Origin of the sequence: Limosilactobacillus avium, from assembly GCF_947381485.1 — a bacterium.
In the GTDB taxonomy this organism is placed as follows: domain Bacteria; phylum Bacillota; class Bacilli; order Lactobacillales; family Lactobacillaceae; genus Limosilactobacillus; species Limosilactobacillus avium.
In genome coordinates this window covers 1-25,995 of the sequence record NZ_CANCWN010000022.1, presented here as the reverse complement: position 1 = coordinate 25,995, position 25,995 = coordinate 1, and the positions used below count along the sequence as shown (strand labels likewise).

29 protein-coding genes are annotated in these 25,995 nt (G+C 41.2%); 23 read left to right on the top strand and 6 right to left on the bottom strand.

Annotation, left to right across the window (positions count from 1 at the left end):
* Together QOS01_RS07565 and QOS01_RS07560 are read right to left on the bottom strand one after the other, a co-directional pair.
* Nucleotides 1-1,002: a D-2-hydroxyacid dehydrogenase gene (locus QOS01_RS07565; RefSeq protein ID WP_222258362.1), complete on the bottom strand. Its 1,002-nt coding sequence runs from the start codon at nt 1,000-1,002 to the stop codon at nt 1-3.
* Nucleotides 1,003-1,005: 3 nt separating this feature from the next.
* On the bottom strand, nt 1,006-2,190 hold the full coding sequence (locus tag QOS01_RS07560) for an aminotransferase class I/II-fold pyridoxal phosphate-dependent enzyme (RefSeq protein WP_283621807.1): 1,185 nt from the start codon (nt 2,188-2,190) through the stop codon (nt 1,006-1,008).
* Nucleotides 2,191-2,633: 443 nt separating this feature from the next.
* Here QOS01_RS07560 and QOS01_RS07555 point away from each other — a divergent pair, with 443 nt between their 5' ends.
* Both QOS01_RS07555 and QOS01_RS07550 read left to right on the top strand, forming a co-directional pair.
* The gene (locus QOS01_RS07555) at nt 2,634-2,876 is read left to right on the top strand and encodes a transcriptional regulator (RefSeq protein ID WP_283621806.1); all 243 of its coding nucleotides are present in this window, start codon (nt 2,634-2,636) and stop codon (nt 2,874-2,876) included.
* Nucleotides 2,877-2,961: 85 nt separating this feature from the next.
* The gene (locus tag QOS01_RS07550; RefSeq protein WP_283621805.1) at nt 2,962-5,163 is read left to right on the top strand and encodes an ATP-dependent Clp protease ATP-binding subunit; all 2,202 of its coding nucleotides are present in this window, start codon (nt 2,962-2,964) and stop codon (nt 5,161-5,163) included.
* Nucleotides 5,164-5,254: 91 nt separating this feature from the next.
* On the opposite strand, the gene QOS01_RS07545 is transcribed toward QOS01_RS07550, so the two are convergent.
* Nucleotides 5,255-6,259: a D-2-hydroxyacid dehydrogenase gene (locus QOS01_RS07545; protein WP_283621804.1), complete on the bottom strand. Its 1,005-nt coding sequence runs from the start codon at nt 6,257-6,259 to the stop codon at nt 5,255-5,257.
* A gap of 320 nt (nt 6,260-6,579) precedes the next feature.
* Here QOS01_RS07545 and QOS01_RS07540 point away from each other — a divergent pair, with 320 nt between their 5' ends.
* Complete coding sequence (locus QOS01_RS07540) at nt 6,580-7,032, top strand: flavodoxin (RefSeq protein ID WP_283621803.1); 453 nt, start codon at nt 6,580-6,582, stop codon at nt 7,030-7,032.
* Nucleotides 7,033-7,217: 185 nt separating this feature from the next.
* Nucleotides 7,218-7,322, top strand: coding sequence for an NADPH-dependent FMN reductase (locus QOS01_RS10820; RefSeq protein WP_408612482.1), 105 nt, complete (start codon nt 7,218-7,220; stop codon nt 7,320-7,322).
* A 410-nt stretch (nt 7,323-7,732) separates the two neighbouring features.
* Here QOS01_RS10820 and QOS01_RS07535 read toward each other — a convergent pair whose 3' ends face one another.
* The 3 genes from QOS01_RS07535 to QOS01_RS07525 all read right to left on the bottom strand — a co-directional run bounded on the left by QOS01_RS07535 (nt 7,733) and on the right by QOS01_RS07525 (nt 10,650).
* Nucleotides 7,733-8,821, bottom strand: coding sequence for a D-2-hydroxyacid dehydrogenase (locus QOS01_RS07535; protein WP_283621802.1), 1,089 nt, complete (start codon nt 8,819-8,821; stop codon nt 7,733-7,735).
* Nucleotides 8,822-8,984: 163 nt separating this feature from the next.
* Nucleotides 8,985-10,016 carry a helix-turn-helix domain-containing protein gene (locus tag QOS01_RS07530; RefSeq protein ID WP_283621801.1) on the bottom strand — a complete coding sequence of 344 codons (1,032 nt, stop codon included), beginning with the start codon at nt 10,014-10,016 and terminating at the stop codon, nt 8,985-8,987.
* Nucleotides 10,017-10,083: 67 nt separating this feature from the next.
* A complete protein-coding gene (locus QOS01_RS07525) occupies nt 10,084-10,650 on the bottom strand; it encodes a cob(I)yrinic acid a,c-diamide adenosyltransferase (protein WP_283621800.1) in 567 nt (188 codons plus the stop codon).
* Nucleotides 10,651-10,945: 295 nt separating this feature from the next.
* On the opposite strand from QOS01_RS07525, the gene QOS01_RS07520 reads away from it, so the two are divergent.
* From QOS01_RS07520 to QOS01_RS07430, 19 genes are all read left to right on the top strand, one after another.
* Nucleotides 10,946-12,079: a 1-propanol dehydrogenase PduQ gene (locus QOS01_RS07520; protein ID WP_283621799.1), complete on the top strand. Its 1,134-nt coding sequence runs from the start codon at nt 10,946-10,948 to the stop codon at nt 12,077-12,079.
* A gap of 24 nt (nt 12,080-12,103) precedes the next feature.
* Nucleotides 12,104-13,531, top strand: a complete 1,428-nt coding sequence (gene eutA / locus QOS01_RS07515) for an ethanolamine ammonia-lyase reactivating factor EutA (RefSeq protein ID WP_283621798.1) — start codon at nt 12,104-12,106, stop codon at nt 13,529-13,531.
* 21 nt (nt 13,532-13,552) lie between these two features.
* Nucleotides 13,553-14,920, top strand: a complete 1,368-nt coding sequence (locus QOS01_RS07510; RefSeq protein ID WP_283621797.1) for an ethanolamine ammonia-lyase subunit EutB — start codon at nt 13,553-13,555, stop codon at nt 14,918-14,920.
* Between the two features lie 18 nt (nt 14,921-14,938).
* Nucleotides 14,939-15,868 carry an ethanolamine ammonia-lyase subunit EutC gene (gene eutC / locus QOS01_RS07505; RefSeq protein WP_283621796.1) on the top strand — a complete coding sequence of 310 codons (930 nt, stop codon included), beginning with the start codon at nt 14,939-14,941 and terminating at the stop codon, nt 15,866-15,868.
* 16 nt (nt 15,869-15,884) lie between these two features.
* Nucleotides 15,885-16,535, top strand: coding sequence for an ethanolamine utilization microcompartment protein EutL (eutL, locus tag QOS01_RS07500; protein ID WP_283621795.1), 651 nt, complete (start codon nt 15,885-15,887; stop codon nt 16,533-16,535).
* A 15-nt stretch (nt 16,536-16,550) separates the two neighbouring features.
* Nucleotides 16,551-17,120, top strand: a complete 570-nt coding sequence (locus tag QOS01_RS07495) for a BMC domain-containing protein (protein WP_283621794.1) — start codon at nt 16,551-16,553, stop codon at nt 17,118-17,120.
* On the top strand, nt 17,117-18,589 hold the full coding sequence (locus QOS01_RS07490) for an acetaldehyde dehydrogenase (acetylating) (RefSeq protein WP_283621793.1): 1,473 nt from the start codon (nt 17,117-17,119) through the stop codon (nt 18,587-18,589). Before QOS01_RS07495 ends, QOS01_RS07490 begins: the two co-directional genes overlap by 4 nt.
* 21 nt (nt 18,590-18,610) lie before the next feature.
* Complete coding sequence (locus QOS01_RS07485; protein WP_283621792.1) at nt 18,611-18,910, top strand: BMC domain-containing protein; 300 nt, start codon at nt 18,611-18,613, stop codon at nt 18,908-18,910.
* Between the two features lie 46 nt (nt 18,911-18,956).
* On the top strand, nt 18,957-19,625 hold the full coding sequence (locus QOS01_RS07480) for a hypothetical protein (protein WP_283621791.1): 669 nt from the start codon (nt 18,957-18,959) through the stop codon (nt 19,623-19,625).
* A gap of 69 nt (nt 19,626-19,694) precedes the next feature.
* Nucleotides 19,695-20,315: a hypothetical protein gene (locus QOS01_RS07475; protein ID WP_283621790.1), complete on the top strand. Its 621-nt coding sequence runs from the start codon at nt 19,695-19,697 to the stop codon at nt 20,313-20,315.
* A complete protein-coding gene (gene eutH, locus QOS01_RS07470; RefSeq protein ID WP_283621789.1) occupies nt 20,305-21,396 on the top strand; it encodes an ethanolamine utilization protein EutH in 1,092 nt (363 codons plus the stop codon). Before QOS01_RS07475 ends, eutH begins: the two co-directional genes overlap by 11 nt.
* 13 nt (nt 21,397-21,409) lie before the next feature.
* On the top strand, nt 21,410-21,865 hold the full coding sequence (locus QOS01_RS07465) for a cupin domain-containing protein (protein ID WP_283621788.1): 456 nt from the start codon (nt 21,410-21,412) through the stop codon (nt 21,863-21,865).
* A gap of 48 nt (nt 21,866-21,913) precedes the next feature.
* Nucleotides 21,914-22,237, top strand: a complete 324-nt coding sequence (locus QOS01_RS07460) for a BMC domain-containing protein (protein WP_283621821.1) — start codon at nt 21,914-21,916, stop codon at nt 22,235-22,237.
* Nucleotides 22,238-22,254: 17 nt separating this feature from the next.
* On the top strand, nt 22,255-23,097 hold the full coding sequence (gene eutJ, locus QOS01_RS07455) for an ethanolamine utilization protein EutJ (protein ID WP_283621787.1): 843 nt from the start codon (nt 22,255-22,257) through the stop codon (nt 23,095-23,097).
* A 3-nt stretch (nt 23,098-23,100) separates the two neighbouring features.
* On the top strand, nt 23,101-23,535 hold the full coding sequence (locus QOS01_RS07450) for a EutP/PduV family microcompartment system protein (RefSeq protein WP_283621786.1): 435 nt from the start codon (nt 23,101-23,103) through the stop codon (nt 23,533-23,535).
* 93 nt (nt 23,536-23,628) lie between these two features.
* A complete protein-coding gene (locus QOS01_RS07445; RefSeq protein WP_283621820.1) occupies nt 23,629-23,898 on the top strand; it encodes a EutN/CcmL family microcompartment protein in 270 nt (89 codons plus the stop codon).
* A 27-nt stretch (nt 23,899-23,925) separates the two neighbouring features.
* On the top strand, nt 23,926-24,702 hold the full coding sequence (locus tag QOS01_RS07440) for a tyrosine-protein phosphatase (protein WP_283621785.1): 777 nt from the start codon (nt 23,926-23,928) through the stop codon (nt 24,700-24,702).
* Between the two features lie 13 nt (nt 24,703-24,715).
* The gene (locus tag QOS01_RS07435) at nt 24,716-25,330 is read left to right on the top strand and encodes a histidine phosphatase family protein (protein WP_283621784.1); all 615 of its coding nucleotides are present in this window, start codon (nt 24,716-24,718) and stop codon (nt 25,328-25,330) included.
* Nucleotides 25,331-25,357: 27 nt separating this feature from the next.
* Entirely contained in the window at nt 25,358-25,894 is a 537-nt protein-coding gene (locus QOS01_RS07430; RefSeq protein WP_261313258.1) for an NADPH-dependent FMN reductase, read from the top strand.
* Nucleotides 25,895-25,995 lie beyond the last annotated feature (101 nt).

Sequence of the window (25,995 nt, the reverse complement as noted above, 5' to 3'; positions counted from 1 at the left end):
TTACTTCTCCGGTTGAACTTCGTGTGGGGACTTCTTACCAGCGAGGACGGTGAGGACGTCCTCCAGTGAGAAGTCGACCATGTTCTTGACGGCCAGGTTGGTGAAGAAGGCGATGTGGGGCGTCAGGATGACGTTGTCCATCTCGTGAAGCTCCTTGATCAACGGCACGTCGTCAAGGCCCTTCTCCCGGCGGTCAGTCATGACGACCTTTTGTTCCCCTTCGAAGGTGTCTAAGGCGGCGGCCGCGATTTCCTTCTTCTTCAGGGCGTCAACTAAGTCCGCCGTGACCACGACAGGACCCCGACTGGCGTTGACCAGGCCGGCAGTCGGCTTCATCAGTGCCAGGTCCTTACCAGTGATCAGGCCCGTGGAGGTTGGGTTGAGGTCCACGTGGAGGCTGATGACGTCACTTTGCTTGAGGAGGTCTTCCTTAGAAACGTAGTCGACGATGCCCTTCATCTCTTCTCTGGGCTTAACATCAAAGCCGAGGACGTGGGCGCCCAGGGCGTTGAGGAGCTTGGCCAGGGTACCACCAATCCGGCCCACCCCGATGATGCCGATGGTGGCGGTGTGGATTTCTAAGGCCTGCTCGTCACTGAACCAGCGGAAGTCGTTTTGGGCGACCTGGCTGTCGAAGCGGTAGGACTTACGGAGCAGGCGGAAGATTTGCATGAGGGCGTGTTCGGCAACGGACCGGGGCGAGTATGCCGGGACGTTGGTGACAATCAGGCCGTTTTCGTGGGCCTTTTGGATGTCGACCATGTCAAAGCCGGCGGTCCGGGTGGCGATCTGCTTCAACCCGTTGGCCTTCAGTTTGGGGTAGACCGCGGGGTCAACCTTACTCCGTTGCTGGATAACCAGGCCATCCATCCCCGCTGTCATGTCAACCGCGTCGTCGATCAGCTTGGGGGTCGTGGTGATCTCAACATCGTGTTCCTTGGCAAAGGCCTTAATGGCGGCCTGTTCATCGTCTCTTACACTGGTCATTAAAATTTTAGTCATTATTTAGTCCTCCTTTAGAAAAGCAGCAATCCGGTCAACGGCCGTCTTCATGTTGTCCATACTAGTAGCGTAACTGAGCCGCAGGAAGCCCTGGCCACCGGCCCCAAAGTAGGAGCCCGGAATAACGGCGACCTTTCCTTCTTCAGCTAACTTGGTAGCGAAGGCGACATCGTCAGTGCCAAACGCTGCCGGGATCTTGGCGAAGACGTAGAAGGCACCCCGGGGAGTGGCCAGTTCAAAGCCCAGCTTCTGGAGGGCGCCAACCAGGAAGTCACGCCGCTCTTGGTATGCCTTCTTCATGGTCAGGGTCGCCTGGTGGCCAGCTTCCGTGCCGAATGCGGCGGTAGCAGCGGCCATGGCAGAATCGGTGGCGGAGGTGATCATCATCCCGCTCAGGGCACTAACGGGGCCCATCAGTTGCTTTGGTCCGGCGATGAAGCCGATCCGGTAACCGGTCATGGCGTGGGACTTGGATGCCCCGTTGAGGAGCAAGGTCTGCTCGGGGATGAATTTAGCAATTGAGGTGTGCCCACCGTCGTAGACTAGCTCGGAGTAAATTTCATCGGCGATAACGACCAGGTCGGTGTCCTTGACGGCGCCGGCCAGTTCCTCAATTTGGGCGGCCGTGTAAGTGACGCCGGTCGGGTTAGATGGGTAGTTTAAGATTAAAGCCTTGGCAGCTGGGTGGTCGGCAATGGCGGCTTTGAGCTTGTCAGGCGTCAGGACAAAGTCGTCGGCACTGGTGTCGATTTCCACGACCTGGCCGCCGAGCATGGTGGTGATGGCCATGTAGAGGGGGAAGGTTGGGGTGGCAATCAGGACTTCATCACCTGGGTTAATCAAAGTTGCCAAAGCGGCGTAGATCCCCTGGGTGGCCCCGATGGTTACGGCAATCTCACCGTTCGGATCGTAGTCGAGCTGGTAGCGGTCGTTCAGGAAGTGAGCAATCGCCTTCCGCAGGGCGATGGTCCCGACCCCTGGAGCATAGTGGGAGTCGTTATCGTTAATGCTCTTAATGGCGGCTTCCTTCATGGCGTCCGGGACGTTGAAGTCCGGTTCCCCCAGGGTTAGTTTAACAATGCCTGGGACCTGGCTGGCCTTGGCATCGAATTCCCGGATGCCGACAGGCTTGAGACGGGCGAAGTTGTTGTTCAGACGGTTCATTAGACTTGGTTTAGTTGCTGGCATGATAAAATTCCTCCTTGAAAATACGAAAAAGACCCGGAGTGGATTAACCATATCTGGGTCTTTTCATCAGATTGGAATGAGTATGATGAGGAGGGCTCCGGATATGTTAGACCATCCGGAAACCGCCAATGACAAAATCACTGCTGGTTAGCGGATAGCATGACGCTAAACCAGAAGTAATATGCCCGATTCAATTGTTGAATCCGTGATTTCATCATTAGTGAACTCCTTAATTAACTGATTGTTAATCATTCTAATTTATTTTTAATCTTTGTCAAGGGTTAGCCGGAAATTAATTCGGGCCCACCGCGGGAGATGCTTGCTGTCACGGGCGTTTTCCCCGTCCGCAAAAAAAACTAAAATTATTTCACTTTTTTGCTATATTACACTTGTGTTATACCACATATGTGATATAATAATAAATGTAAAGGAAGTGAAGAGCGATGCGGATCGATATTAAGCGATATCTGGAGGTGCATAATCTGACCATCTACCAAGTATCAAAACGGTCCGGCTATGGCTACACGACTTTGCATAAATCATTTAACAAACCACAATCAAGTTCTACGTCGCTAAATCTTCGCGACCTTGATGCACTAGCGCAAGCCGAACATAAAGCGATGTGGGAAGTACTGCGTGATTTAGAGAATCATTATCTATACCACGATGATGATGAGTCGCTGTAGTCAGAAAGCCGCTAGTTTTTTGACTGACAATTAATGAAACTGACTACAACTAATTAAGAGAAAAAGTACAAGGGGGTACTGCGATATGGCACAAAATCCAATGAATCCATTTGACAGTGATATGAACGACATCTTCAACCAATTGATGGGTGGGATGAACGGTTACAACTCTGAAAACCGGCGTTACATGATCAACGGTCGTGAAGTAACGCCTGAAGAATTTGCTCAATACCGGCAGACAGGTAAGTTGCCTGGCGGTGCCGCTCCACAACAAGGTGGGCGCCCAGGTCAACAACCAAACGAAGGCAAGGAGAGCATCCTGCACAAGCTCGGTCGGAACTTAACCGAAGAAGCACGGCAGGGTGAACTCGACCCGGTAATCGGCCGGAACAAGGAAATCCAAGAAACGGCCGAAATTTTAAGCCGGCGGACAAAGAACAACCCGGTTCTTGTCGGGGACGCTGGTGTTGGTAAGACGGCCGTTGTTGAAGGCCTGGCCCAAGCAATCGTTGACGGTAACGTTCCTGCCGCTATTAAGGACAAGGAAATCATCAGTATTGATATTTCCGGCCTGGAAGCGGGGACTCAGTACCGGGGCAGCTTCGAAGAGAACATGCAGAAGCTGATCGACGAAGTTAAGAAGGCCGGCAACGTAATCCTCTTCTTCGATGAAATCCACCAAATCATCGGTGCTGGTTCAACGGGCTCCGACAGTGGGTCCAAGGGGATGGCCGACATCATCAAGCCAGCATTGTCGCGGGGTGAAATCACCGTGATCGGTGCAACGACCCAGGATGAATACCGGAACACAATCATGAAGGACGCTGCTTTGGCACGGCGGTTCAACCCAGTAACGGTTAACGCCCCAAGCAAGGCCGACACGGTTGCCATCCTGAAGGGTATTCGGGACCTGTACGAACGTCACCACAACGTTAAGTTGCCAGACGACGTTCTCCAAGCAGCAGTGGACTACTCCGTCCAGTACATGCCGCAACGTTCCCTTCCTGACAAGGCCATTGACCTGATCGATATGACTGCTGCTCACCTGGCTGCAAAACACCCAGCCCACGATGCAAAGCAGATTGAAAAGGAAATCAAGGCCCAAGAAAAGAAGCAAAAGGACGCCGCTGCTAAGGAAGACTACAAGGCTGCCCAGGCTGCTAAGGACAAGATTAGTGACCTGAAGAAGCAATTGGGTCAAAACTCCGAAGACGAGAAGGTTACGGCAACTCCAGAAGACGTTGCTAATGCCGTTGAACAAATGACTGGTATCCCGGTATCCAAGATTGGGGCCAGCGATGTTGAACGTCTGAAGGACATGGACAAGCGGCTTGAAGGCAAGGTTATCGGCCAAGACGAAGCCGTGGGAGCAGTTGCTCGGGCCATCCGGCGGAACCGGGCCGGCTTCGATGAAGGGGACCAACCAATTGGCAGCTTCCTCTTCGTTGGACCAACTGGTGTCGGAAAGACTGAATTGGCTAAGCAATTGGCCCTCGACATGTTCGGTTCCAAGAACGACATCATCCGTTTGGACATGTCTGAATACTCTGACAGGACAGCCGTTTCTAAGCTGATTGGGACAACTGCCGGTTACGTGGGCTACGATGACAACTCCAACACCTTGACGGAAAAGGTTCGTCGGCACCCGTACTCCATCATCCTGCTTGATGAAATTGAAAAGGCTAACCCACAAGTGATTACCCTCCTTCTTCAAGTATTGGACGATGGTCGGCTGACTGATGGCCAAGGGAACACCATCGACTTCAAGAACACAATCATCATTGCAACTTCTAACGCCGGCTACTCCAACGACGCACCGGTAAAGCTGGGCAATGACGAGGACGAAGAAGACTTGATCAAGAAGTTGACTAACTACTTCCGTCCTGAATTCTTGAACCGGTTCAACGCCATTGTTGAATTCCACAGCCTGACTAAGGACAACCTCCAAAAGATCGTTGACCTGATGCTGGCTGACGTTAACAAGACTTTGGCTAAGAAGGACATGGACGTTAAGGTTACCCCAACTGCTAAGAAGTACCTGATTGACGAAGGTTACGACAAGGCAATGGGTGCTCGTCCACTGCGCCGGGTTATCGAACGGGAAATCCGTGATAAGGTAACGGATTACTACCTTGACCACCTTGACGTCAAGCACCTGGTTGCCGAAATGCAAGATGGTAAGTTAGTCATCGTTGACGCTAAGGACGCTGTAAAAGGCGACAGCGACCAATACACGCCAAAGGTTGATGAAGACAAGAAGGAAGAAGATAAAAAAGAAGATAAGTAACGCCTAAGTATTGAGCGTACAAAAAGGGAGACTGGAAAGATTCGGTCTCCCTTTTTTAATTTTAAATGCAATTTTCTTTCTGCTAGTGCGACTAGCCGACCTTAACGGGGGTGTCAGCCTTCTCGCCCTTAACCAGCTCGAGGTTGTTGTCAAAGGCCTTGATTACCATGTTACGAACCGCATGGGTGGTGTAGAAGGCGGTGTGTGGCGTTACCAGGACGTTTGGCCGGTGGATGAGGTCGTTCAGGCGGGCGTCAGGGAAGTCCTTACCCTCCCAATCGGCGTTGAAGATGCCGACTTCGTTTTCGTAGGTGTCCATAACGAAGCCGAAGATCTTGCCACTGTCGAGGGCCTTGATGACGGCATCGGTATCAACGAGGGCACCCCGCGAGCAGTTGACCAGGGTGACGCCGTCTCTCATCTTGGCGATGGAGTCGGCGTTGATCATGTGGTAGTTTTCCTTCGTTGCGGGAACATGGAGGGAAATGACGGTTGCCTGCCGGTAGAGGTCGTCTAGGTTGTCAACGTAGTAGCCCTTAGCCTTCAGCTCAGGGTTTTCGAATGGGTCGTAGGCGATGACCTTGGCCCCGTAGCCTTCCATGATCTGCATGTAGACCCGGCCGATGTGCCCGGTACCGACTACCCCAATGACCTGGTCGCGGACTTCGTGACCGATGGTTGGGGCCCATCGTAGGTCACCCTTGGCAATCTTTTCGTCCATTACCTTGGTCTGGCGGAGGATCCGGGCCGTCTGAATGGCGGCGTGCTCAGCAATGGCGTTTGGCGAGTAGACGGGCACGTTGGTGATTTCAAAGCTGAGTTCCTTGGCCTTGGCCATGTCGATGTTGTCGACCCCGACGTTCCGCAAGGACATCTTGGTGATTCCTTCATCGGCAAGGGCCTGCAGGGTATCCGGGGTGTAGTCAAGTTGCTGGTAAACAACGACCCCGTCAGCGCCCTTGGCGAGTGCGGCAGTCTCCGGGGTCAGTAGCTTATCGGTGTAGTCCACGTCAATATCCGGGTGTTCGTTTGCCCATTCTTTGACGTACGGTTCTTCATCCTTCCGAATACTGAAGGCAAAAATTTTCTGTGCCATAGATCTTACCTCGTTTCTAAATGAGCGACATTAACAACTACTATAAATCCATTGTATATCATTTTACACTATTCAGTAAAGCGCTTTCATCACCGCTATATAGATATTCTTAACGGTTTAACTATTAAATTATTAATATGGAATATACCGAAGAGGTTAGGAGGAGGGGCTGTAAAACCAGGGAAGGATTGAAAAATGGTAATAATTTAAGGGCTAATCAAAGTGGTTATTTTATCAATAAATTAATTTGGCATTATAAAATAGCTCAAATTTTGTAGTAGAATAAAAGCGGTTACAGAAAATTGTGAGAGGTGGAACTAATGTTAACAGCTAATATTGTTTATGCAACTATGACAGGAAATAACGAAGAAATTGCAGATATCGTTTGCGATAGTTTACGCAAGCAAGGTGTTCAGGTAAAGGAAATGGAAATTTCCCAGACAGATGTTAACGATTTTAAAGATGCCGATATTCTGGTTGTCTGTGCATATACCTATGATGAAGGAGCGTTGCCAGAAGAAGGGGTAGATTTCTACGAGGATCTTCAGGAAACCGATTTGAGTGGGAAAATCTATGGTGTTGCTGGCTCTGGTGATAAATTTTACGGTGAATACTATAATACTACTGTTGATCATTTTGATGATGCCTTTAAACAAGCCGGTGCTACCAGTGGGGCAGAAAAAGTAAAAATTGATTTGGAACCATATGAAGAAGATATTGAGAAACTTGATCAATTTGCTCATGATTTAGTAAAAACTGTCCAACAAAAATAAAAGGGACGTGATAATGCTAATATCGGTCCATTAGTAGGGAGTTTGAGTAAATATTCGTATAGTCAGAAATTGGCTAACTACTTAATAGGGCAATCTCAAAAGCAGATTTCTTCTAAATAAACTATGACATCTTGCCGCTATACAATCTAGATCTTGAAAAGAAACAGTAAGTCTTTCGGGAAGTTGTGAATAAGATAGATACGTTGTTCTTTGTCACTCAGGAATATAACTTTTCAATTTCTGGTGATTTGAAGAATGCAATTGATGTTCTATCTGTTCCATCGTCGTAACCTTATGTTTACTACTAACTCATCCTTAGTGATTACGATTACGAACTCATCAGGAGTTCGGGGCGGTACCAACGCGAACACTCGTACTCAGCAGTTACTCCACTATACCGGTATGAATGTAATGAATATGTTCGTTACGGTGGGCAATGTCCAGCAGATCTTTGATCATTATGATCATACAACGAAAGCATTAGGTAATTTTGTAAATATAGTGAATGAAAAGTAGTCATGGATAGTAAAAGGGGAAATTCCTCTACATGTTTGAAAATGCTGCAGCACAGTACACAAAGAGGGCTCTAGCGTTCGGTTTTTTCCGAACACTAGAGCCCTCTTTATACTTGCGGGGGTTTGAAAACGAACTAGCTTACTAATTCTATCTTATTCCCCTTTTGTTTTTATCTTAAGAATTATTAACCAACCTTAACCGGTGTGTCAGCTGGTTTACCATTAATTAACTCACAGTTGTTATCAAAGGCCTTAATAACCATGTTGCGGACGGCATGGGTAGTGTAGAAGGCAGTGTGTGGAGTTACTAAGACGTTGGAACGGTGGATCAAGTCTTCAAGCCGGTCGTCAGGGAATTGCTTGCCCCGCCAATCAGCGTTAAAGATGCCAACTTCGTCTTCATAAGTATCCATAACAAATCCAAAGATCTTACCACTGTCAAGGCCAGCAATAACGGCATCCGTATCGACTAAGGCCCCACGTGAGCAGTTAACAAGTACCACGTTGTCCTTCATCTTGGCAATGGTGTCCTGGTTAATCATGTGGAAGTTTTCCTTAGTAGCTGGAACGTGGAGTGAGATAACGTCTGCTTGAGCATAGAGGTCATTAAGACTGTCAACGTAGTAGCCTTGCTTCTTCAATTCAGGATTTTCGAATGGGTCATAGGCAATGACCTTAGCACCGAAGCCTTCCATAATTTGCATGTAGACCCGGCCGATGTGCCCAGTTCCGATAACACCAACGGTTTGATCACGAACTTCCCGACCAATTGTTGGGGCCCAACGAAGGTCACCATTAGCAACCTTTTCGTCCATTACCTTAGTTTGCCGAAGAATCCGGGCAGTTTGAATTGCCGCATGTTCGGCAATGGCGTTTGGTGAGTAAACAGGAACGTTGGTAATTTCAAAACCAAGTTCCTTAGCCTTGGCCATGTCAATGTTATCAACACCGACATTTCGAAGAGACATCTTGGTAATACCTTCGTTAGCTAAGGCTTGGAGAGTATCAGCAGTGTAGTCTAATTGTTGGTAAACAACAACCCCGTCAGCCCCCTTCGCCTTCTTAGCCGTTTCAGGTGTTAGCAGTTCACTGGTGTATTCAACCTGAACGTCAGGGTGTTGACTAGCCCATTCCTTAACGTAGGGTTCCTCATCCTTTCGAATACTGAACGCAAAGATCTTTTTATTGCTATTAGTTGAACCAAACTGTGATTCAGAAAGTACTTGTCCGACGATTTCTTTTACTAAATCTGGGTTAATATTCATTTCAGTCATTTGTTTTACCTCTATTCTTTGTGAAAGATTTATATAATTTATGAATTTAAATAAAAAGTCATGGGAATTATGCAAATTTATTTTGTAAAATACGACTCATCAAATAGTAATAAATCGATTTTTTGTTAAATGGTGTGCAAATTATTCGCAGTAATGGTGTCAATTAATTGTTACTTACGTATAACCATTGAATAACGGACTTATTTTTAACACTTAATTGGTTAGAAGAAACGGAAGGACGGAAACAATCAACTGTGTATATCCAGCCATTTTCTTGATTTAAGTTTTCTTCAAGCCCATTAATTGAAGAAATGTAGTCTTCAGATTCGATTTTCCTGGTTTTAATAGGAAGATGCTGTTGATGAAAATATTCTTTTGAAATAGTAAAAATACTTTCATTGTTCATCCAACTAGCGGTTCGTGGAATTGTATATACTTGCTTGATATTCTTATTTTTAATCCTATAGCTAGATGGGGTTAGGCCAGTCCACTTTTTAAAAGTCTTAGTAAAATAGCTTGCTTGAGTAAAACCCAAATCATTCGACAAATCAATAATTGGAATTTGTGTCATGATTAGTTTTTCTTGAGCGACGTTCATTTTTGAAATATTGACGTAGTCGATAAAGTTGATATTCAAGACATTTTTAAACAGTCGACTTAAGTAAGCTGGCGATATATATACTGCCTTTGAAACGTTGTCTAGACTTAGTGATTTTGATAAGTTTTGGTTAATATATGATAGGGCATTTTCAATGTTAATAATTGATTTAGTAGGCAGCTGTATAAATTTCTGGGGGGGGGTAGACCCCTCTCCTTTTGAAAATTTAGTGTTTCTTAGTATGAATAAAAAGTCCCTTAGTTCTTGATCAGCAAGTGGATATAAAACACTTACATGTTGCCCCTCGCTAGTGACTGCACTGGAACTTGCTCGTAAAAAGGACTTAATTAAATCAACCTGTTCCTTAGCAAAAAGGTTCTTAGCTTTTACAATAAAATGGCCCTTTAGATGATCATTGATTGTAAAAGGAAAGATTAGTAATTTGTTCAATTGTTCTGAATTATGAGAAAGATTTTGCTGGAAATAAGTAAAATTTGAGTCGTCACCTATGAATGTGTGGTTAACCTTTATAAATGAAATATCAAATGTTACCAAAGTTGATATGTTACTAATCAGTTTGAAAATTTTATCATCCATAACAGCTTCCTACTTACTAATATGAATTTGCTTAGTTAAATATTGATTACTCCAAAACAGTCGATTTTTAGTGGAATACCTCATTTCCGTTTTCATAGAAGTTTTCCTTAATCCCAAGACGGTAATTAACCACCCTTGCAATTGCATAGAAATAATCAGAAAGTCGATTTATAAATACTTCTATGTCGTTCGGAACGTCGCTATTCCAAGAAAGAGTAACCAGACAACGTTCAGCTCGGCGAGTAACAGTCCTACATACTTGTAGAATTGCACTTGTTTCAGAACCACCAGGCAATAAGAATCGTTTTATTGCCGGCGGCTCGTTTTGATAACGATCGATTTCTTTTTCAATCCATTTAATGTTGTCCTTGTTAAATCTAAGATTATTGCTGTTAGTTTCTGGGTTGGCAATATCAGTTCCTAAATCAAATATGCAGCTTTGAATATGAATTAAGCTTTTTACCAAGTCACTGAATTTATCATTGTTGCTTAGCCGTGCAATAGCGACACCAACATATGAATTTAACTCATCGGTAGTACCGTATGCCTTTACTCTGTCAGAATCTTTGCTTACGTAGGCACCACCAATTAACTTGGTCATACCCTTATCACCAATACCAGTATAGAGTTTCATAAAAGATCTACCTCCATAAAAAAAGACGCAATTAGTCCAGCAAAAAAACTAATAACGTCAAAGCATTTAAATTTTAACATAAGCTCGAAAAAAAAGATTGTAATATCTTGAACAAATGTAAATTGTTTACTCAACAAATTGTGAAAAATAATACTTTTTTCAAAAAATTGAAAGCGTTAGCATAATAGGCGTACAAGGCAAAAATGACTAATACGTCTTTGTTATTACATTATTAAGGTGGTGTGGTGATGGCTAGAATCCGGAAAAGTAACGATTGTTGAGGAGGTATGAGATTTTGAAGAAGATTCAATTTAAGCCTCAAATCTGGACAGGGTCCAATGCACTTGATGGCTTAAAAAGCATAAAGGGACACAAGGTCTTTTTGGTAACTGATCCTTTCATGGTTAAGTCTGGTGCAATTAAGCAGATTGAGGATAAGGTTAATGTAAATAATGATGTGAAAGTATTCTCTGATATTCAGCCTGATCCACCAATTGATCAAATCGTTAAGGGAATCGAACAAATTAATGATTTTGGTGCCGACTTATTAATTGCAGTCGGTGGTGGTTCTGCTATCGATGCTACAAAGGGAATGAAGTTTTTCTGGCAAAAGACCCACGATGGGAAAGAAATTAAACTAATTGCAATCCCAACGACTAGTGGAACTGGTTCAGAAGTAACGAACTTTGCGGTTATTACTGATGCTGATAAAGGAGTTAAATATCCTCTAGTTACAGATGATGTTTTACCATCAATCGCATTGCTGGATGCTAACTTAGTTAAGACCGCACCACAGTCTATTACTGTTGATACGGGGATGGATGTATTAACGCACTGCTTAGAAAGCTATGTATCAAAGGGTGCTAATGCATTTTCAGATGCTTTTGCTGAAAAGGCATTTCAAATTGTATTCAATAATATCAGACGGGTTAGTGCGAATGGCGATGACATGGACGCACGTCAAAAGATGCATGATGCTTCATGTATTGCTGGTTTAGCATTTAACCTTGCCGGTCTTGGTATTAATCATAGTATTGCCCATGCAGCAGGTGCAAAATTCCATATTCCACATGGAAGATTGAACACTATTATTATGCCTGAAGTAATTTCATACAACGCTGAACTCAATAAAGGAATTATGGCAAAACCTAACCGGGCTGCTAAGAAGTATGCTAACTTAGCACGTCTTGTCGGAATTACTGCTGTAAATCCTAATATTGCAGTAAGAAATCTGATTAAGGCCATTATTAAATTACGGAAAGACTTAAAGATGCCTGCATCCTTTAGTGAGTATGGCATTAGCAAGGATACATTTGATAGCGAAAAGGAGGGTATTGCTAAGGCAGCCGTTCAAGATGCTGATACAGTATCCAACCCAATTGAGGCTAAAGCTGAAGATATGCTTAACATTATGAACAAGAGCTTTTAGCTGTAGAGTAAGAAGGTAACGCCTATGGATGATACACATATTTTAAGTGTAGGGATCGATCTAGGAACTTCTACTACACAGCTAGTGCTTGCGCGACTAACTGTTAAGAACTTTGCGTCCGCTTTCTCAGTTCCGCGAATTAATATTTCCAAAAAGGAAATAATTTATCGCAGCAAAATAATTTTTACTCCTCTGGTATCTCAAGATGAAATAGATGCTGAAAAAATTAAACAATTTGTTGCTGCGGAATATAAGAAGGCCGGCATTAATAAAAATGAAATTCAAATGGGTGCCGTTATCATAACTGGTGAAACGGCACGAAAGAAGAATTCAAGTGCCGTTACCCAAGCTTTAAGTGACTATGCTGGTGACTTTGTAGTTGCAACAGCTGGTCCTGATTTGGAAAGTGTTATTGCCGGTAAAGGTGCTGGTACTAATAGACTGGCAAAAAAATATTTGAAAAATGTCGTTAATATCGATGTTGGTGGAGGAACTAGTAATTTAGGCCTCTTTGATGATGACGATGTTATCGATACGGCATGTTTTGATGTCGGGGGAAGAATTGTAAAGCTTGATCCAAATAGGAAAGTAACTTATATCTCAAAAAAGGCACAAAAAATTATTGATGACAAAGGACTTAACATAAAAGTTGGGCAAGTAACAAGCGAGAAAGACCTAGCACCGTTAGTTAATGAACTATGTTTGATCATTAATAATACTATAGGTCTTGGCTCCAAGAGTAAGTACTTTGATTTGTTTATAACAAATCATGCGTTAAAGAATACTGACCAAATAGACGGTGTCACGTTCTCTGGTGGGGTTGCAGACTGTATCTATAAGAAACACGATAATCCATTTGAATATGATGATATTGGTGTCCTTTTAGGTGGAGCATTGAAGAACTCTCCGATTTTCAAAGAGAAGAAGATTTATCCATCAGCAGAAACAATTCGGGCAACCGTTGTCGGAGCTGGTTCGCATACAACTGACGTTACTGGTAGCACTATTGAATATTCCAAAAGCCTTTTACCAATTAGAAACCTACCAATTCTTAAAGTTTCAAAACACGAAGAGAATGCCGGGAAGGATTCATTGAGGGACAGCATTGAGCGGCGTATAAAGTGGTACAAAACCAATAATGAGTTGAACAATGTTGCCCTAGCAGTAAATGGTTTAAGAAATCCTAAGTATGCAGACATTATTGACTATGCTGATGCAATAATTGCTGGTGCAAAAGAACTAATGGATGAGAGCAAACCACTTATTGTAATTGTCACTGAGGACATGGCAAAAGCCTTGGGACACAATATTTACTCGAAATTGCCTAAGGGTTATCCATTTATTTGTATTGATAGTGTGAAAGTCGAAAATGGCGACTATATTGACTTAGGTGAACCAGTGGCAGGTGGCGAAGTACTACCTGTTATTGTGAAGACTTTGGTATTTGGTTAGTTATTAAGAGGAGGCAATGAAATGATTTTAAGCGTTAAGCTGTTTGATAAACAGTATGATTTCAAATCAGTAAAAGAAGTTTTAGCGAAGGCTAACGAACCTAAGTCTGGGGATGTGTTAGCTGGTGTAGCTGCTAAAGACGCTAAGGAACGTGTTGCAGCGCGTGAAGTATTAAGTCACTTAACATTGAATGATATTTATAATAATCCAGTTGTTCCATACGATGAGGATGAAGTTACTAGGATTATTATTGATAGCGTAAATAAGCGTATCTTCAATGAAATTAAGAACTGGACCGTTTCTGATTTACGTGAATGGATTCTTAGCGATAAGACAACTAACGAAGATATTAAGCGTGTTCGTCGCGGGTTGACTTCTGAAATGGCCGCTGCTGTTGCAAAGATTATGACCAATATGGACTTAGTTGTTGGTGCACGGAAGATCATTGTTGAAAAGACTGCTAATACAACAATCGGTCGTCCAGGAACATTCTCATCTCGGCTACAACCAAACCACCCTACCGATGATATTGATGGGATCATGGCAACAACCATGGAAGGCTTGAGTATGGGAATTGGGGATGCCGTTATTGGTCTAAACCCTAATGATGATTCTGTTGAGAGTGTTATTAAGATCTTGAACAAGTTTGAAGAATTCCGCTCAAAGTGGGATATTCCAACTCAATGTGCAGTCTTAGCTCACGTTACAACTCAAATGGAAGCTGTACGTCGTGGTGCACCCGCTGGTTTGATTTTCCAATCAATTGCTGGATCAGAAAAGGGTAACAAGGCATTTGGTGTTAATGCAGACATGTTAAGCGAAGCCCGTGAACTAGGATTACATCAAGGGCAGACACCAGGACCTAATTGCATGTACTTCGAAACTGGTGAGGGTTCCGAATTATCTTCAAACGCTAACTTCGGCGCTGATGAATTGACAATGGAATCACGTTGTTATGGATTTGCAAAGAAGTTTGATCCATATATTGTTAACACCGTTGTTGGTTTCATTGGCCCAGAATACTTATACGATTCTAAACAAGTTATTCGGGCCGGACTTGAAGATCACTTTATGGGTAAGCTTCAAGGTATCTCAATGGGTTGTGATGCTTGCTACACCAACCATATGAAAGCTGATCAAAATGATGCTGAAAACCTAACAATGCTGCTAGGTGCTGCCGGGTGTAACTACATTATGGGTGTTCCACATGCTGATGATGTAATGCTTAACTATCAATGTACTGGTTGGCAAGAAACCGCAACTGTTCGTCGTATTTTCGGATACCACCCAATTAAGGAATTTGAAGATTGGATGAGAAAGATGGACTTAATTGACGATAAGGGTAACTTTACTTCTCGTTATGGCGACGCTTCAATCTTTTTAGACTAGTACAAAGAGGGTGGAAAAATGAATGAGCAACAAATTAAAGATATGATTCAAAATATCTTGGAAAATATGTCTAATGAACAGAATACCAATAATCAAGATTCTGTAAATGAAAGCTTATCTAACGATACGACTTCAACAAGTTCTGAAATTGAACAAGACAAAGTATTGCCTGACATTACTAAGATTGATATTAAAAAACAATTCTTAGTACCACATCCACACGACAAGAAGGGCTACCTTAAATTAAAGTCCTATACCCCAGCACGTCTAGGAATGTGGCGGACTGGTGTTCGTTATAAGACCGCTTCTGTTTTACGGTTCCAAGCAGACCATGCTGCTGCTCAAGATGCTGTCTTTAATGACGTTAACCCTGAATTACCAAAGAAGTTAGGTTTCTTAGAAACACAGACTGAATGTACTTCTAAGCAGGATTACCTAACCCGGCCTGATCATGGACGTAAGTTTAATGATGATATGGTAAAGAAGATCAAGGATAACGTTACGATGCATCCTAAGATTCAAATGGTTGTTGGTGATGGATTAAGCTCAACTGCTATTGAAGCAAATGTTCCAGATATTCTTCCTGCTATTAAGACCGGTCTTAAGTCTTACGGATTAGACTTTGAAGATAAGGATGTTATTTTTGTTAAGTATGCTCGTGTAGGTATTGAAGACCAGATTGGTGAAATTACTGATGCTGATGTTGTATGTATGCTGGTCGGTGAACGTCCAGGTCTAGTAACGGCAAAGTCGATGAGTGCATACATTGCCTACAAGCCAACAGTTGATATGCCAGAGGCTAACCGGACGGTTATTTCGAACATTCACGATGGCGGAATGCCTGCAGTTGAAGCTGGTGCGTACATCGCTGAAATGCTTAATAAGATTCTTAAGAACAAGAAGTCTGGTATCGAACTTAAGGAAATTGAAAACGCTCAAAGTAATTAGGGAGGAGTCTTAGGAGATGAAAAATGATCAAATTCAATCCAATGTATTGAGTACAAGACTAATTCCTAACGTTGATGAGGAACTTGCTAAGTCATTAAATCTATCATCAGATGTAAAGAGTCTGGGCTTAATCACAGCAGATTGTGATGATGTTACTTATGTTGCTTTGGATGAAGCAACTAAGGCAGCCGATGTTAAAGTCGTTTACGGTAAGAGTATGTATGCCGGGGCTGACAATGCTAATACTAAGTTAGCCGGTGAAGTAATTGGTATTCTTGGTGGACCAAATCCCGCAGAAGTAAAGAGTGGCTTGAATCGATGTGTTCAAGTTATCGAAAATGAAGCTCACTTTATTAGTGCGAATGACGACGATAGTATTGTGTACTTTGCACATACAGTTTCAAGAACTGGAAGTTATCTTTCAAAGATTGCGGGATGCCGTGAAGGTAACGCAATTGCCTACCTCATTGCACCACCGTTGGAATCTGTTTATGCAATGGATGCTGCACTAAAGGCAGCTGATGTACAAATGGGGACATTATATGGGCCGCCTTCGGAAACTAACTTCGGTGGTGGGCTGCTAATCGGTTCCCAATCAGCATGTAATGCTGCTTGTGATGCATTTGCTACTGCCGTTAAGCAAATTGCTGAAACACCATTAATTTAAAGGGTGTGATAAGAAATGTCGGTCGAAAGTTTAGGAATGATTGAAGTCCGTGGTTTCTTAGGAGCAGTTGTAGCAGCAGATGCCGCATTAAAAGCAGCTGATGTAAACCTTCAAGATGTTCAAATTACATCTGGTGGGTTAGTAACTGTTTTACTCCGGGGAGATGTATCTGCAGTTAATGCGAGTGTGGATGCCGGGGTATCAAGCATTGACCAACTAGGATGCTTAATTTCTCAACATGTCATTTCTCGGTTAGATGGCCAGGTTGATGAAATGACGACGCCTCCTAAAGGACCTACGGAAGAGCAGAAATCGGGTGAAATTGAAGAGAACCCCTCATCAGCAGATGTAAGTAAGGCCAACACAGCTACAGCTAGTGATAATGACCAAAAAACTAAGGATACTTTAAAGCCTGACTGGATTATAAGCAAAGAAGAGCTTGAAAAGATGAAAGTAACTGAATTACGTCGTCAGGCTTATCAAATGAATCTGCAGATGATGAGTAAAACCCAAATTAAGAGGGGAAGCAAGAATAGCCTGATTAAGGCAATCTTAAGTGACATCGAGAGGAGACGTAACGAATGAGTTTAAGAGACCGCGATTTAGTTTCAATTCAAAAAGTTCGCGATCTGATTGATGCCGCTGAGAAAGCTCAAGCAATTTATCGGAAATATAATCAGAAAAAAGTTGATGAGGTTTGTCAAGCAATTGCAGATGCTGGTGTAGCTAACAGTAAAAAGTTAGCTGCCCATGCTAATGCAGAAACTGGCTTTGGTAATATTGACGATAAGGTTATAAAAAATATTTTTGCATCTAAAATGGTGAACGATCGTTATAAGGGAACCAAGACGATAGGTGTAATTAATGAAGATTATAAAGACAAAGTTATTGATATTGCTGAACCAGTTGGTGTAGTTGCAGGACTTATTCCATCAACTAATCCTACGTCATCTGTCTTTTATAAGACAATCATTTCCTTAAAATCAGGAAATGCAATTATCTTTTCCCCCCATCCAAATGCTAAAAAGTGTATTTTGGAAGCTGTCAATATCATAAGAGAAACGTTAGCTAAAATCGGTGTACCTGTAGATTTAGTATCAAGCATGGAAGAGTTAACGATTGCTGCTACCAATGAGCTTATGGGTAATAAAGGTACAAAGTTAATTTTAGCAACCGGTGGAACTAAAATGGTTCGTGCAGCTTATTCGTCAGGGACACCAGCACTTGGTGTAGGACCAGGTAATGGCCCAGCATTTATTGAAAAAAGTGCGAATGTTCAAAAAGCTGTTCAACGAATTATCTATTCTAAGACCTTTGATAATGGTACTATCTGTGCTTCTGAGCAATCAGTTCTTGTAGACAAAGTAATTAGCCCGCTTGTAAAGAAAGCCTTCCAAGAAGCTGGCGGTTACTTTATGAGTAAAGAAGAAACGGTAAAAGTTTCGAAGTATATCATGCGAAGCAATGGAACTATGAACCCGTTAATCGTTGGTAAAACTGCTCAGAAGATAGCCAAATTAGCGCAAATAGATATACCGTCAAATGCAAAATTACTGGTTGCGGAAGACAATCTTAATAATATTAACGCTAAGAATCCATATTCCAGGGAAAAGTTGGCACCAATATTAACGTTCTATGTCGTTCAAAACGAGGATGAGGCAATCAAAACCGCAAATAAACTACTGCAGGTCGAAGGTGCCGGACATACTGCGATGATTCATTCAGAGAACAAAGGAATCGTTGCAAAGTATGGTGAAAATGTTCTCGCCTCCAGGATATTAGTTAATTCGCCGGGATCCCTTGGAGGAATTGGTGCAACGGTTAACCTTAACCCAGCTCTAACGTTAGGATGTGGTGCTATAGGAGGTAGTTCAACGTCAGACAATGTTTCTCCACTGAATCTTGTGAATATCAGGAGAGAAGCAGTTGGTGTACGTAACTTGGAAGATATAAAGGCAGAGATTAAGGAAATAGACGCTGATTCCAATGTTGGCGTGTCTAGAGAACTTATTGAAGCTATTGTTAAACAAGTATTGAGTGAAGTTAGACATTAAATTATTTAGGAGGAATTCATTATGTCAAACACAAACGCTTTAGGTATGGTTGAAAGCAAGGGTCTTGTTGGTGCAATTGAAGCTGCTGATGCAATGGTAAAGGCTGCTAATGTAACCCTTATTGGTGAAGAAAAGATCGGTGCAGGTTTGGTAACCGTAATGGTACGCGGTGATGTTGGTGCCGTAAAGGCCGCTACAGATGCTGGTGCCTCTGCTTGTGAAAAAGCTGGTGAACTTGTATCAGTATGGGTAATCCCACGTCCACACAGTGAAGTTAACGCAATCTTACCTCAACTAAATGGCTCAAATGACAATGAATAGAATTTAGAATAGTTACTGATTTTATTACTGTGAAAGGAGGTGCCTCTTGGGAAAGTTAATAACAGAAAGTGATGTTAGAGAATTAGTTAAAGATGGTAAGCTTGACAAACATCAATCTTTTCTCTTACCAAGAGGTACTATTCTAACACCATCTGCAAGAAGCTTTTTGATAGATCGTCAAATCAAGATAAGTGATGTAGATAAGAAATTTAGTAAAAATGAGAGGGTTGTACAAAAGCAACCGCTATTTACGAGTAACTTGATCTCTTTGAATATTGACTTTGAGCATTTAGATAAGCTTCAAATACCAATATTGAGGTTAAAAAACCAGTTAAAAGAGCAAACTATTATATTGATTAAAGCTTTTGGGCTTTGTGCAAATTATGATAAACATTCATCTGATGTTCAATTAATTGTCCGATTTGTTAATGGTATCTTGGCGGCAAACTTTTATGAATATGAAAACGCCAAAATACTAGATAAAATTGATATTTCCAAATTTAATTTTGATAATTTAGATGATGAAATTGTATGTTTGTTAAATCAAAGTCAAACTCTTGTTGTTAAGATTGCAATGTCTTTGAGAGCTATTAAAAATTTCTATCCTGATCTTAATAGTCTCGATAGTGTAAAGGATATTGTTGAATGGCAAAATGAAATTCAAAAGTGGACCGCTGATATTTTAGGGGTAAATGCCAAAGAAGATAAAGGGTAGTCTCCTAAAATTGGTAATATTCTTTATATAGTAGCGAGCTTGGCTAGGTTTATAAGGAAAACAGGACTGATGGATATGAGATCTGCTGAATTAGAAAAACTTATTCAAAAAGTCACAGATCAAGTACTAGCAGAGTTAGATTCTAATAAATTAGTTATCGATTCTAACGATGATTGGAAGTTGTATCCTACATGGTTTCAGAATATGGTTTCAGCTGATTTCAAATGTCAATCAAGTGCAAAGCAGGATAGCAGCGCTATCCTGCTTTGTTTATCTAGACTATCATTAAATGACATGTTGGCTATTTCCAACCTTGTAGCGATTAACAGCAGGTGTAGAAAAGTACTTGATTATATAGTTAAAGGATTACCAGTGTGGGTTGTTAAAAGTGAAGGTGACTATTTAAAACAGCGTAAAGAACAAAGGTATGCAGTTTATAAAAAAATTGAGCACTCTCTTGGTGAAGTAAAGAAGTATGGGGTTTCATTTATTTCAACTAGACAAGAATTAAAGGAAAATATTTCAATTGTAAAAAGACAACGACAGATAAAAATTCCAAAACATTTTGTCACCTTAGGAGAAATTCAAAAAAGATCGAATAAAGGGATGGACTTATTAAATAGGTTTGAAGTTCCGACTGATTTAGCAAAAGAATGGATAGCTAAAAGAGGCGATGGACATGAGTATTAATGAAATTATTATGTATATTATGGTTGTATTTATGGCATTAGGTGCCTTAGATAGATGCTTTAATAACAAATTTGGCTTGGGTGCTAAGTTTGAAGAAGGTATCAATGCCATGGGGGACTTGGCATTATCAATGGTTGGGATCATGATTTTAGCACCAATCATTGCTAAATTGCTTTCTCCAATTGTTGTTCCAGTTTATAAGTTTTTAGGTGCCGATCCATCAATGTTTGCAACTAGTTTGATTGCCATTGACATGGGGGGATACCAACTAGCTCAACAGATGGCTCTGAATAGTCAAGCGGGAATGTTCGCCGCTGTTATTCTAGGATCGATGATGGGACCTACTATTGTATTTACTATTCCGGTTGCATTAGGACTTATTCGTAAGGAAGACCATCGATTCCTAGCCATGGGTGTTTTAGCTGGAATGATTACAATTCCAATTGGATGTTTTGTTGGTGGTTTAGTAATGGGAATGCCGCTGATGATGGTTTTAAAGAACCTTGTTCCAATTATCTTATTCGCTTTATTGATAGCTCTGGGCTTATGGAGAATTCCAGAAAAGATGATTAAAGGATTCGCCGGCTTTGGTAAATTTATTGTTTGGGTTGGTACTTTTGGTTTAGCTTTAGGTGCTGTCCAATCAATGGTCGGTAAGAAGCTTTTGCCAGGGATGGATAATGTTCAACCTGCTATTCAAACTGTTGGTGGTATTGCCTTAACTCTTTCAGGGGCATTTACTCTTGTTTACGTAATTACTAAGGTCTTTAAGAAGCCTTTGATGAAGTTAGGTAAGGTTATGGGAATGAATGATGTTGCCGCTGCTGGCTTGATTGCCTCCCTTGCTAACAATATTCCAATGTTTGAAATGATGAAAGATATGGATGACCGAGGTAAAGTCATTAACGTTGCTTTTGCCGTATCAGCTGCCTTTGTCTTTGGTGACCACTTAGGGTTTGTTGCTGGTGTTGCCAAAACCATGATTTTCCCAATGATTGTCGGAAAGTTAGTTGCTGGTATTACAGCTATCTTTGTCGCAATGTTTATTGCCGACCGGATGTTAAAGAAAAAAGCAAAATAGGAGTTGAGAGAACATGGAAATGAACCAAGAAGAATTACAAAAATTAATTAAAAGCATTATTTTAGAGCAATTAGGTTCAAAGGATAATGCGGGGAAGAGTACTACTCCTGATGGCTTGATTTCCGTTAATGTGCCTTTCTGGAATGTTACCAAAGATGACAAGATGGATACTGGAAATCCGAGTGATGAAGTTTACACAAAAGACTTCTTTAGCTTAGATGAAAGTCCGCGGCTCGGTGCAGGATTAATGGTCATGAAGGAAAGCACCTTTGATTGGACTTTAAACTATGATGAAGTTGATTATGTGATTGATGGTGAATTACAGGTTATTGGTAAACACGGAACTGCTACTGCACATAAGGGTCAAATGATTTTGATCCCTAAAGGAAGTCAGATTAAGTTCTCAGCTCCTAAGTATGCAAGATTCGTCTATATTACTTATCCAGCGGATTGGGAAAACCAGAAATAAAAAGTTGGTGAGATTGTGCAAAATTCAAAAAGTGATTTACCGAAAAGAATGATTCAAGAGTATGTGCCGGGGAAGCAGGTGACCTTAGCTCATATTATTGCTAATCCGGAAAAAGATATTTTTCGGAAGCTGGGAATTGATGAAGATAATAATGCATTGGGGATTTTAACAATAACGCCTAGTGAAGCTTCAATTATTGCCAGCGATATCGCCACTAAAGCCAGTGATGTTTCATTAGGCTTTCTGGATCGATTCAGTGGATCAGTGGTTATTTGCGGTGAAGTCTCAGATGTTCAAGAAGCGCTGAAAAAAGTAACTTCACAGCTAAAAGATGTTTTGCAATTCTCTGTACCACCAATTACTAGGACATAAGATAATGGAGCTTTAAAATGAACGTTGATATGAAGAAGGTCAATGGGGCCTTAGTTTCTTTTGCCAAGGTGGTTAATAGTTCAAAGGCAATTAGACAAGTAACCGCTGCTGAGAAGTTAAAAGTTGGTGTTGATTTAGGAACTTCATCGATAGTAATAACTATTCTTGATAAAGATAATAATCCAATTTATGGTGCTTATGAGTATGCTAATGCTGTTCAGGATGGAATAGTAGTTAATTATCTTGAATCTGTAAGTATTCTTCAACGATTAAAAGAGAAAGCTGAAGGTGTTTTGGAAAGAGAGTTAACCACTGCATGTGGCGCAATTCCACCCGGCACAGGAGAAGGTAGTGCTAAAATTGTTTCAAATGTAATTGAAGCAGCTGGCATGGAATGCACCAAAATTGTTGATGAACCAACTGCAGCAGGCCAATTTCTTCATATAAGTGAGGGAACTGTTGTAGATATCGGTGGTGGAACAACCGGATTAAGTATTTTTAACCAAGGAAAATTGATTAAATCTATTGATGAACCAACAGGTGGTACACATATGACGCTTGTCTTAGCAGGTTACCATCATATGCCATATGAAAAGGCAGAATTAATGAAACGGAATAAGGACAAGGAAAATGAAGTGTTTCCTGTTGTTCGACCGGTAATTGAAAAGATGGCAACTATTGCAATGAATGCTTTTGACGGTAAAGTTGTTTTACCAGTTTATGTAGTTGGTGGATCTACTAATTTCAAAGAATTTGAAAAAGCTTTTTCAAAAGTCTTGAAGGTAGATGTGGTCAAACCTAAATATCCGCAATATGTTACGCCTCTAGGAATTGCAATGTATGATAATCCAGGTGATTGATATATGAAAAAAGCAATCTTTATTGGATCAGTGGGATGCGGTAAAACAACATTATGTCAGAGAATACTAAATGAAACGGTTAAGTACGAAAAGACACAAGCTGTTCAATTTTATGCTGAAAATTCATTAATAGATACACCTGGTGAATTTACAGATAATCGTAGACTGTATAGTGCACTTTCTGTTTCTGCAAGTGATGTTGATGTAGTTTTTCTTCTCCAAAGTGCCACTGAAACGCGCCAGACGTTTGCGCCCGGCTTTGGGAGTATGTTTTCTAAGCCGATTATTGGAATAGTTACTAAAATTGATCTTGTAGATGACCAAGAAAAGCTGGATTACGCTAGAAAACAGTTAGTGACATCTGGGGCCAGTGATGTTTTGTTTGTTTCATCCAAAGAAAATAGAGGGATAGATCAAGTTAAAAAAATCCTTGAGTGATTTTCTCTATATCTAAAAGGGGCAGGATATAGGATCCTGCCTTTTTTGTTAAGAAAATATATTAAAAATGAAGGGTGTGATAATTAAATGTACATGGCAAAAGTAGTTGGGAGCATTGTATCTACACAAAAAGATGACGCTTTGGTTGGTAAAAAGTTAATGATTGTTCAGCCAATTAACAGTGATCAAAAAAACGTTCGTCACGAAGAAGTAGCAATTGATACTGTTGGTGCTGGAATCGGTGAGTATGTATTAATTGCAAGAGGAGCGGGAGCTCGGATTGCAGATATCGGTGATCAGCCTGGGAAAAAGAGTGTAAGTGACTGCTCAATCATTGGAATAATTGACCGCTTTGATAACTGATTACAGTAATGAATTGAAGTGATGTGAATGAAAAACAAACGGGAACTAAATATTTCTAACGGGTTTAATTTCCGTGATATTGGCGGTTATATGGATAAGCGGGGTGCGAGGATAAAGTGGCATAAATTAGTACGGGCCGCTTACCTGTCTGATTTGTCGGCTCAGGATCAGCAATTGTTGTTTGATTATGGTATTCGAACAATAATTGATTTAAGGTCGGATGCAGAAATAATAAGATACCCTGATCGGTATCTGCGAGGCATTAATTACTTACGAGTACCAGTATTAAATGAGAATTTAACAAATAGTATGACTAAAATAGCAGACCTTTCCCAAAACGCGAAGTCTGAATATGGTATAAAACATATGTTAGAAGTATACAATCTGCTTGTTACACAAAAGCAAGCGCAACAAGCGTATCGAGATATTTTCACCATATTAGCTGAAAGTAATGGAGGGATTTTGATCCATTGTGCTACTGGAAAAGATCGAACAGGGGTTGCGGTTATTCTCCTATTAAAGGTACTCGGAATACCTAATTCGGTTATTAAAGATGATTATTTAATGACTAACCGTTTTTCAGCATTACACATTAATAATCGTTTAAACGAAGCAAAATGTGATGGAGCAAATGGTAAGATGCTCAAAACAATTTTTAATCTTTCAACTGTAAATGCGCAATACTATGATAAAATAACGTCAACTATAGGCAATGAATTTGGGGACTTTTCTAACTACATTTACAGTCAATTAGAAGTTACTCATAACATGGTTAAAAAGCTTCGTAAAAAATTTATGAATTAGGTGGGATTTAGGGATGTCAGTGTTTTATTTAATTCGTCATGGTGAAACATATGCGAATAAGTTAAACATAATGCAGGGAACATTAAATAGTGAGATCACCAAATTAACAATTCGTGGTCAAAGAGAAGCCAGTAAATATAAAAAATTACTCCAAGAATATGAGATTGATAAGGTGTTCACTAGTCCCTTAGCGAGAGCTATTGCAACAAGTCAGATAATTTGCCAGAGTAATAATATGCCATTTTCGATTGATTCACGATTATCTGAAATATCTTATGGTAATTGGAATGGGCAAAAAATAAAGACTTTAAAGACTAAATATACCGAGCATTTTGATCAAGCGACGAATGATTTGAAGTCGACGTCTAGTGCTATTAGTCAAGGCGAGAGTTTTAAACATGCTAGGCTAAGAATAGCTGATTTTATTAGTTCGGTTTCGAAAAAGTATCCTAATGATCGTATTTTAGTTGTTACTCATGGGTGGGTTATAAAGACGTTTGTATCTTTGTGCCTTCCTCAAGGTAGTCAAATTATCCTTAATGTCCCGCATAATCTGAGCCTTACAAAAATAGGTGTAGGAGAGGCAAATTTAGCAAGAATATATTATTATAACCGTCAATTAGAATGAATAATAGTATAAAAGGACGTGATAGTAATGGCTAATATTGGTGTGTTAGTGGGGAGCTTGAGTAAATATTCGTACAGTCAGAAACTGGCCAACTACTTAATAGGGCAGTCCTCAAAAGCGAATTTCATCCAAATAAACTATGATATCTTGCCGCTATACAATCCAGATCTTGAAAAGGAACCACCGCTGGAATGGCAGGTCTTTCGGGAAGTTGTAGATAAGATGGATGCGTTGCTCTTTGTCACCCAGGAATATAACTTTTCAATTCCTGGTGGCTTAAAGAACGCAATTGATATCCTATCTGTTCCATCGCCGCAACCCCATATTTACCACAAACCAGCCTTAGTGATTACGGACTCGTCGGGGGCCCGGGGAGGTGCCAACGCGAACGCCCATATTCAGCAGTTACTTCGTTACACTGGCATGGATGTAATGAATGCGTTCGTTACTGTGGGCAATGTCCAACAGATTTTTGACCAGCATGACCGCCTGACTGACCATACAACGGCAAAGATGTTAAATAAAGTATTAGGTGATTTTGTAAATATGGTGAATGAAAAGTAGTTAAAATTGGAAAATAAAGAGGGGGAGGCTGGGAATTAACTATTATTTTCTAGCTTCTAACTAAGAAAATGCGAACTATGATTTTTGATTTAATCAAAAAT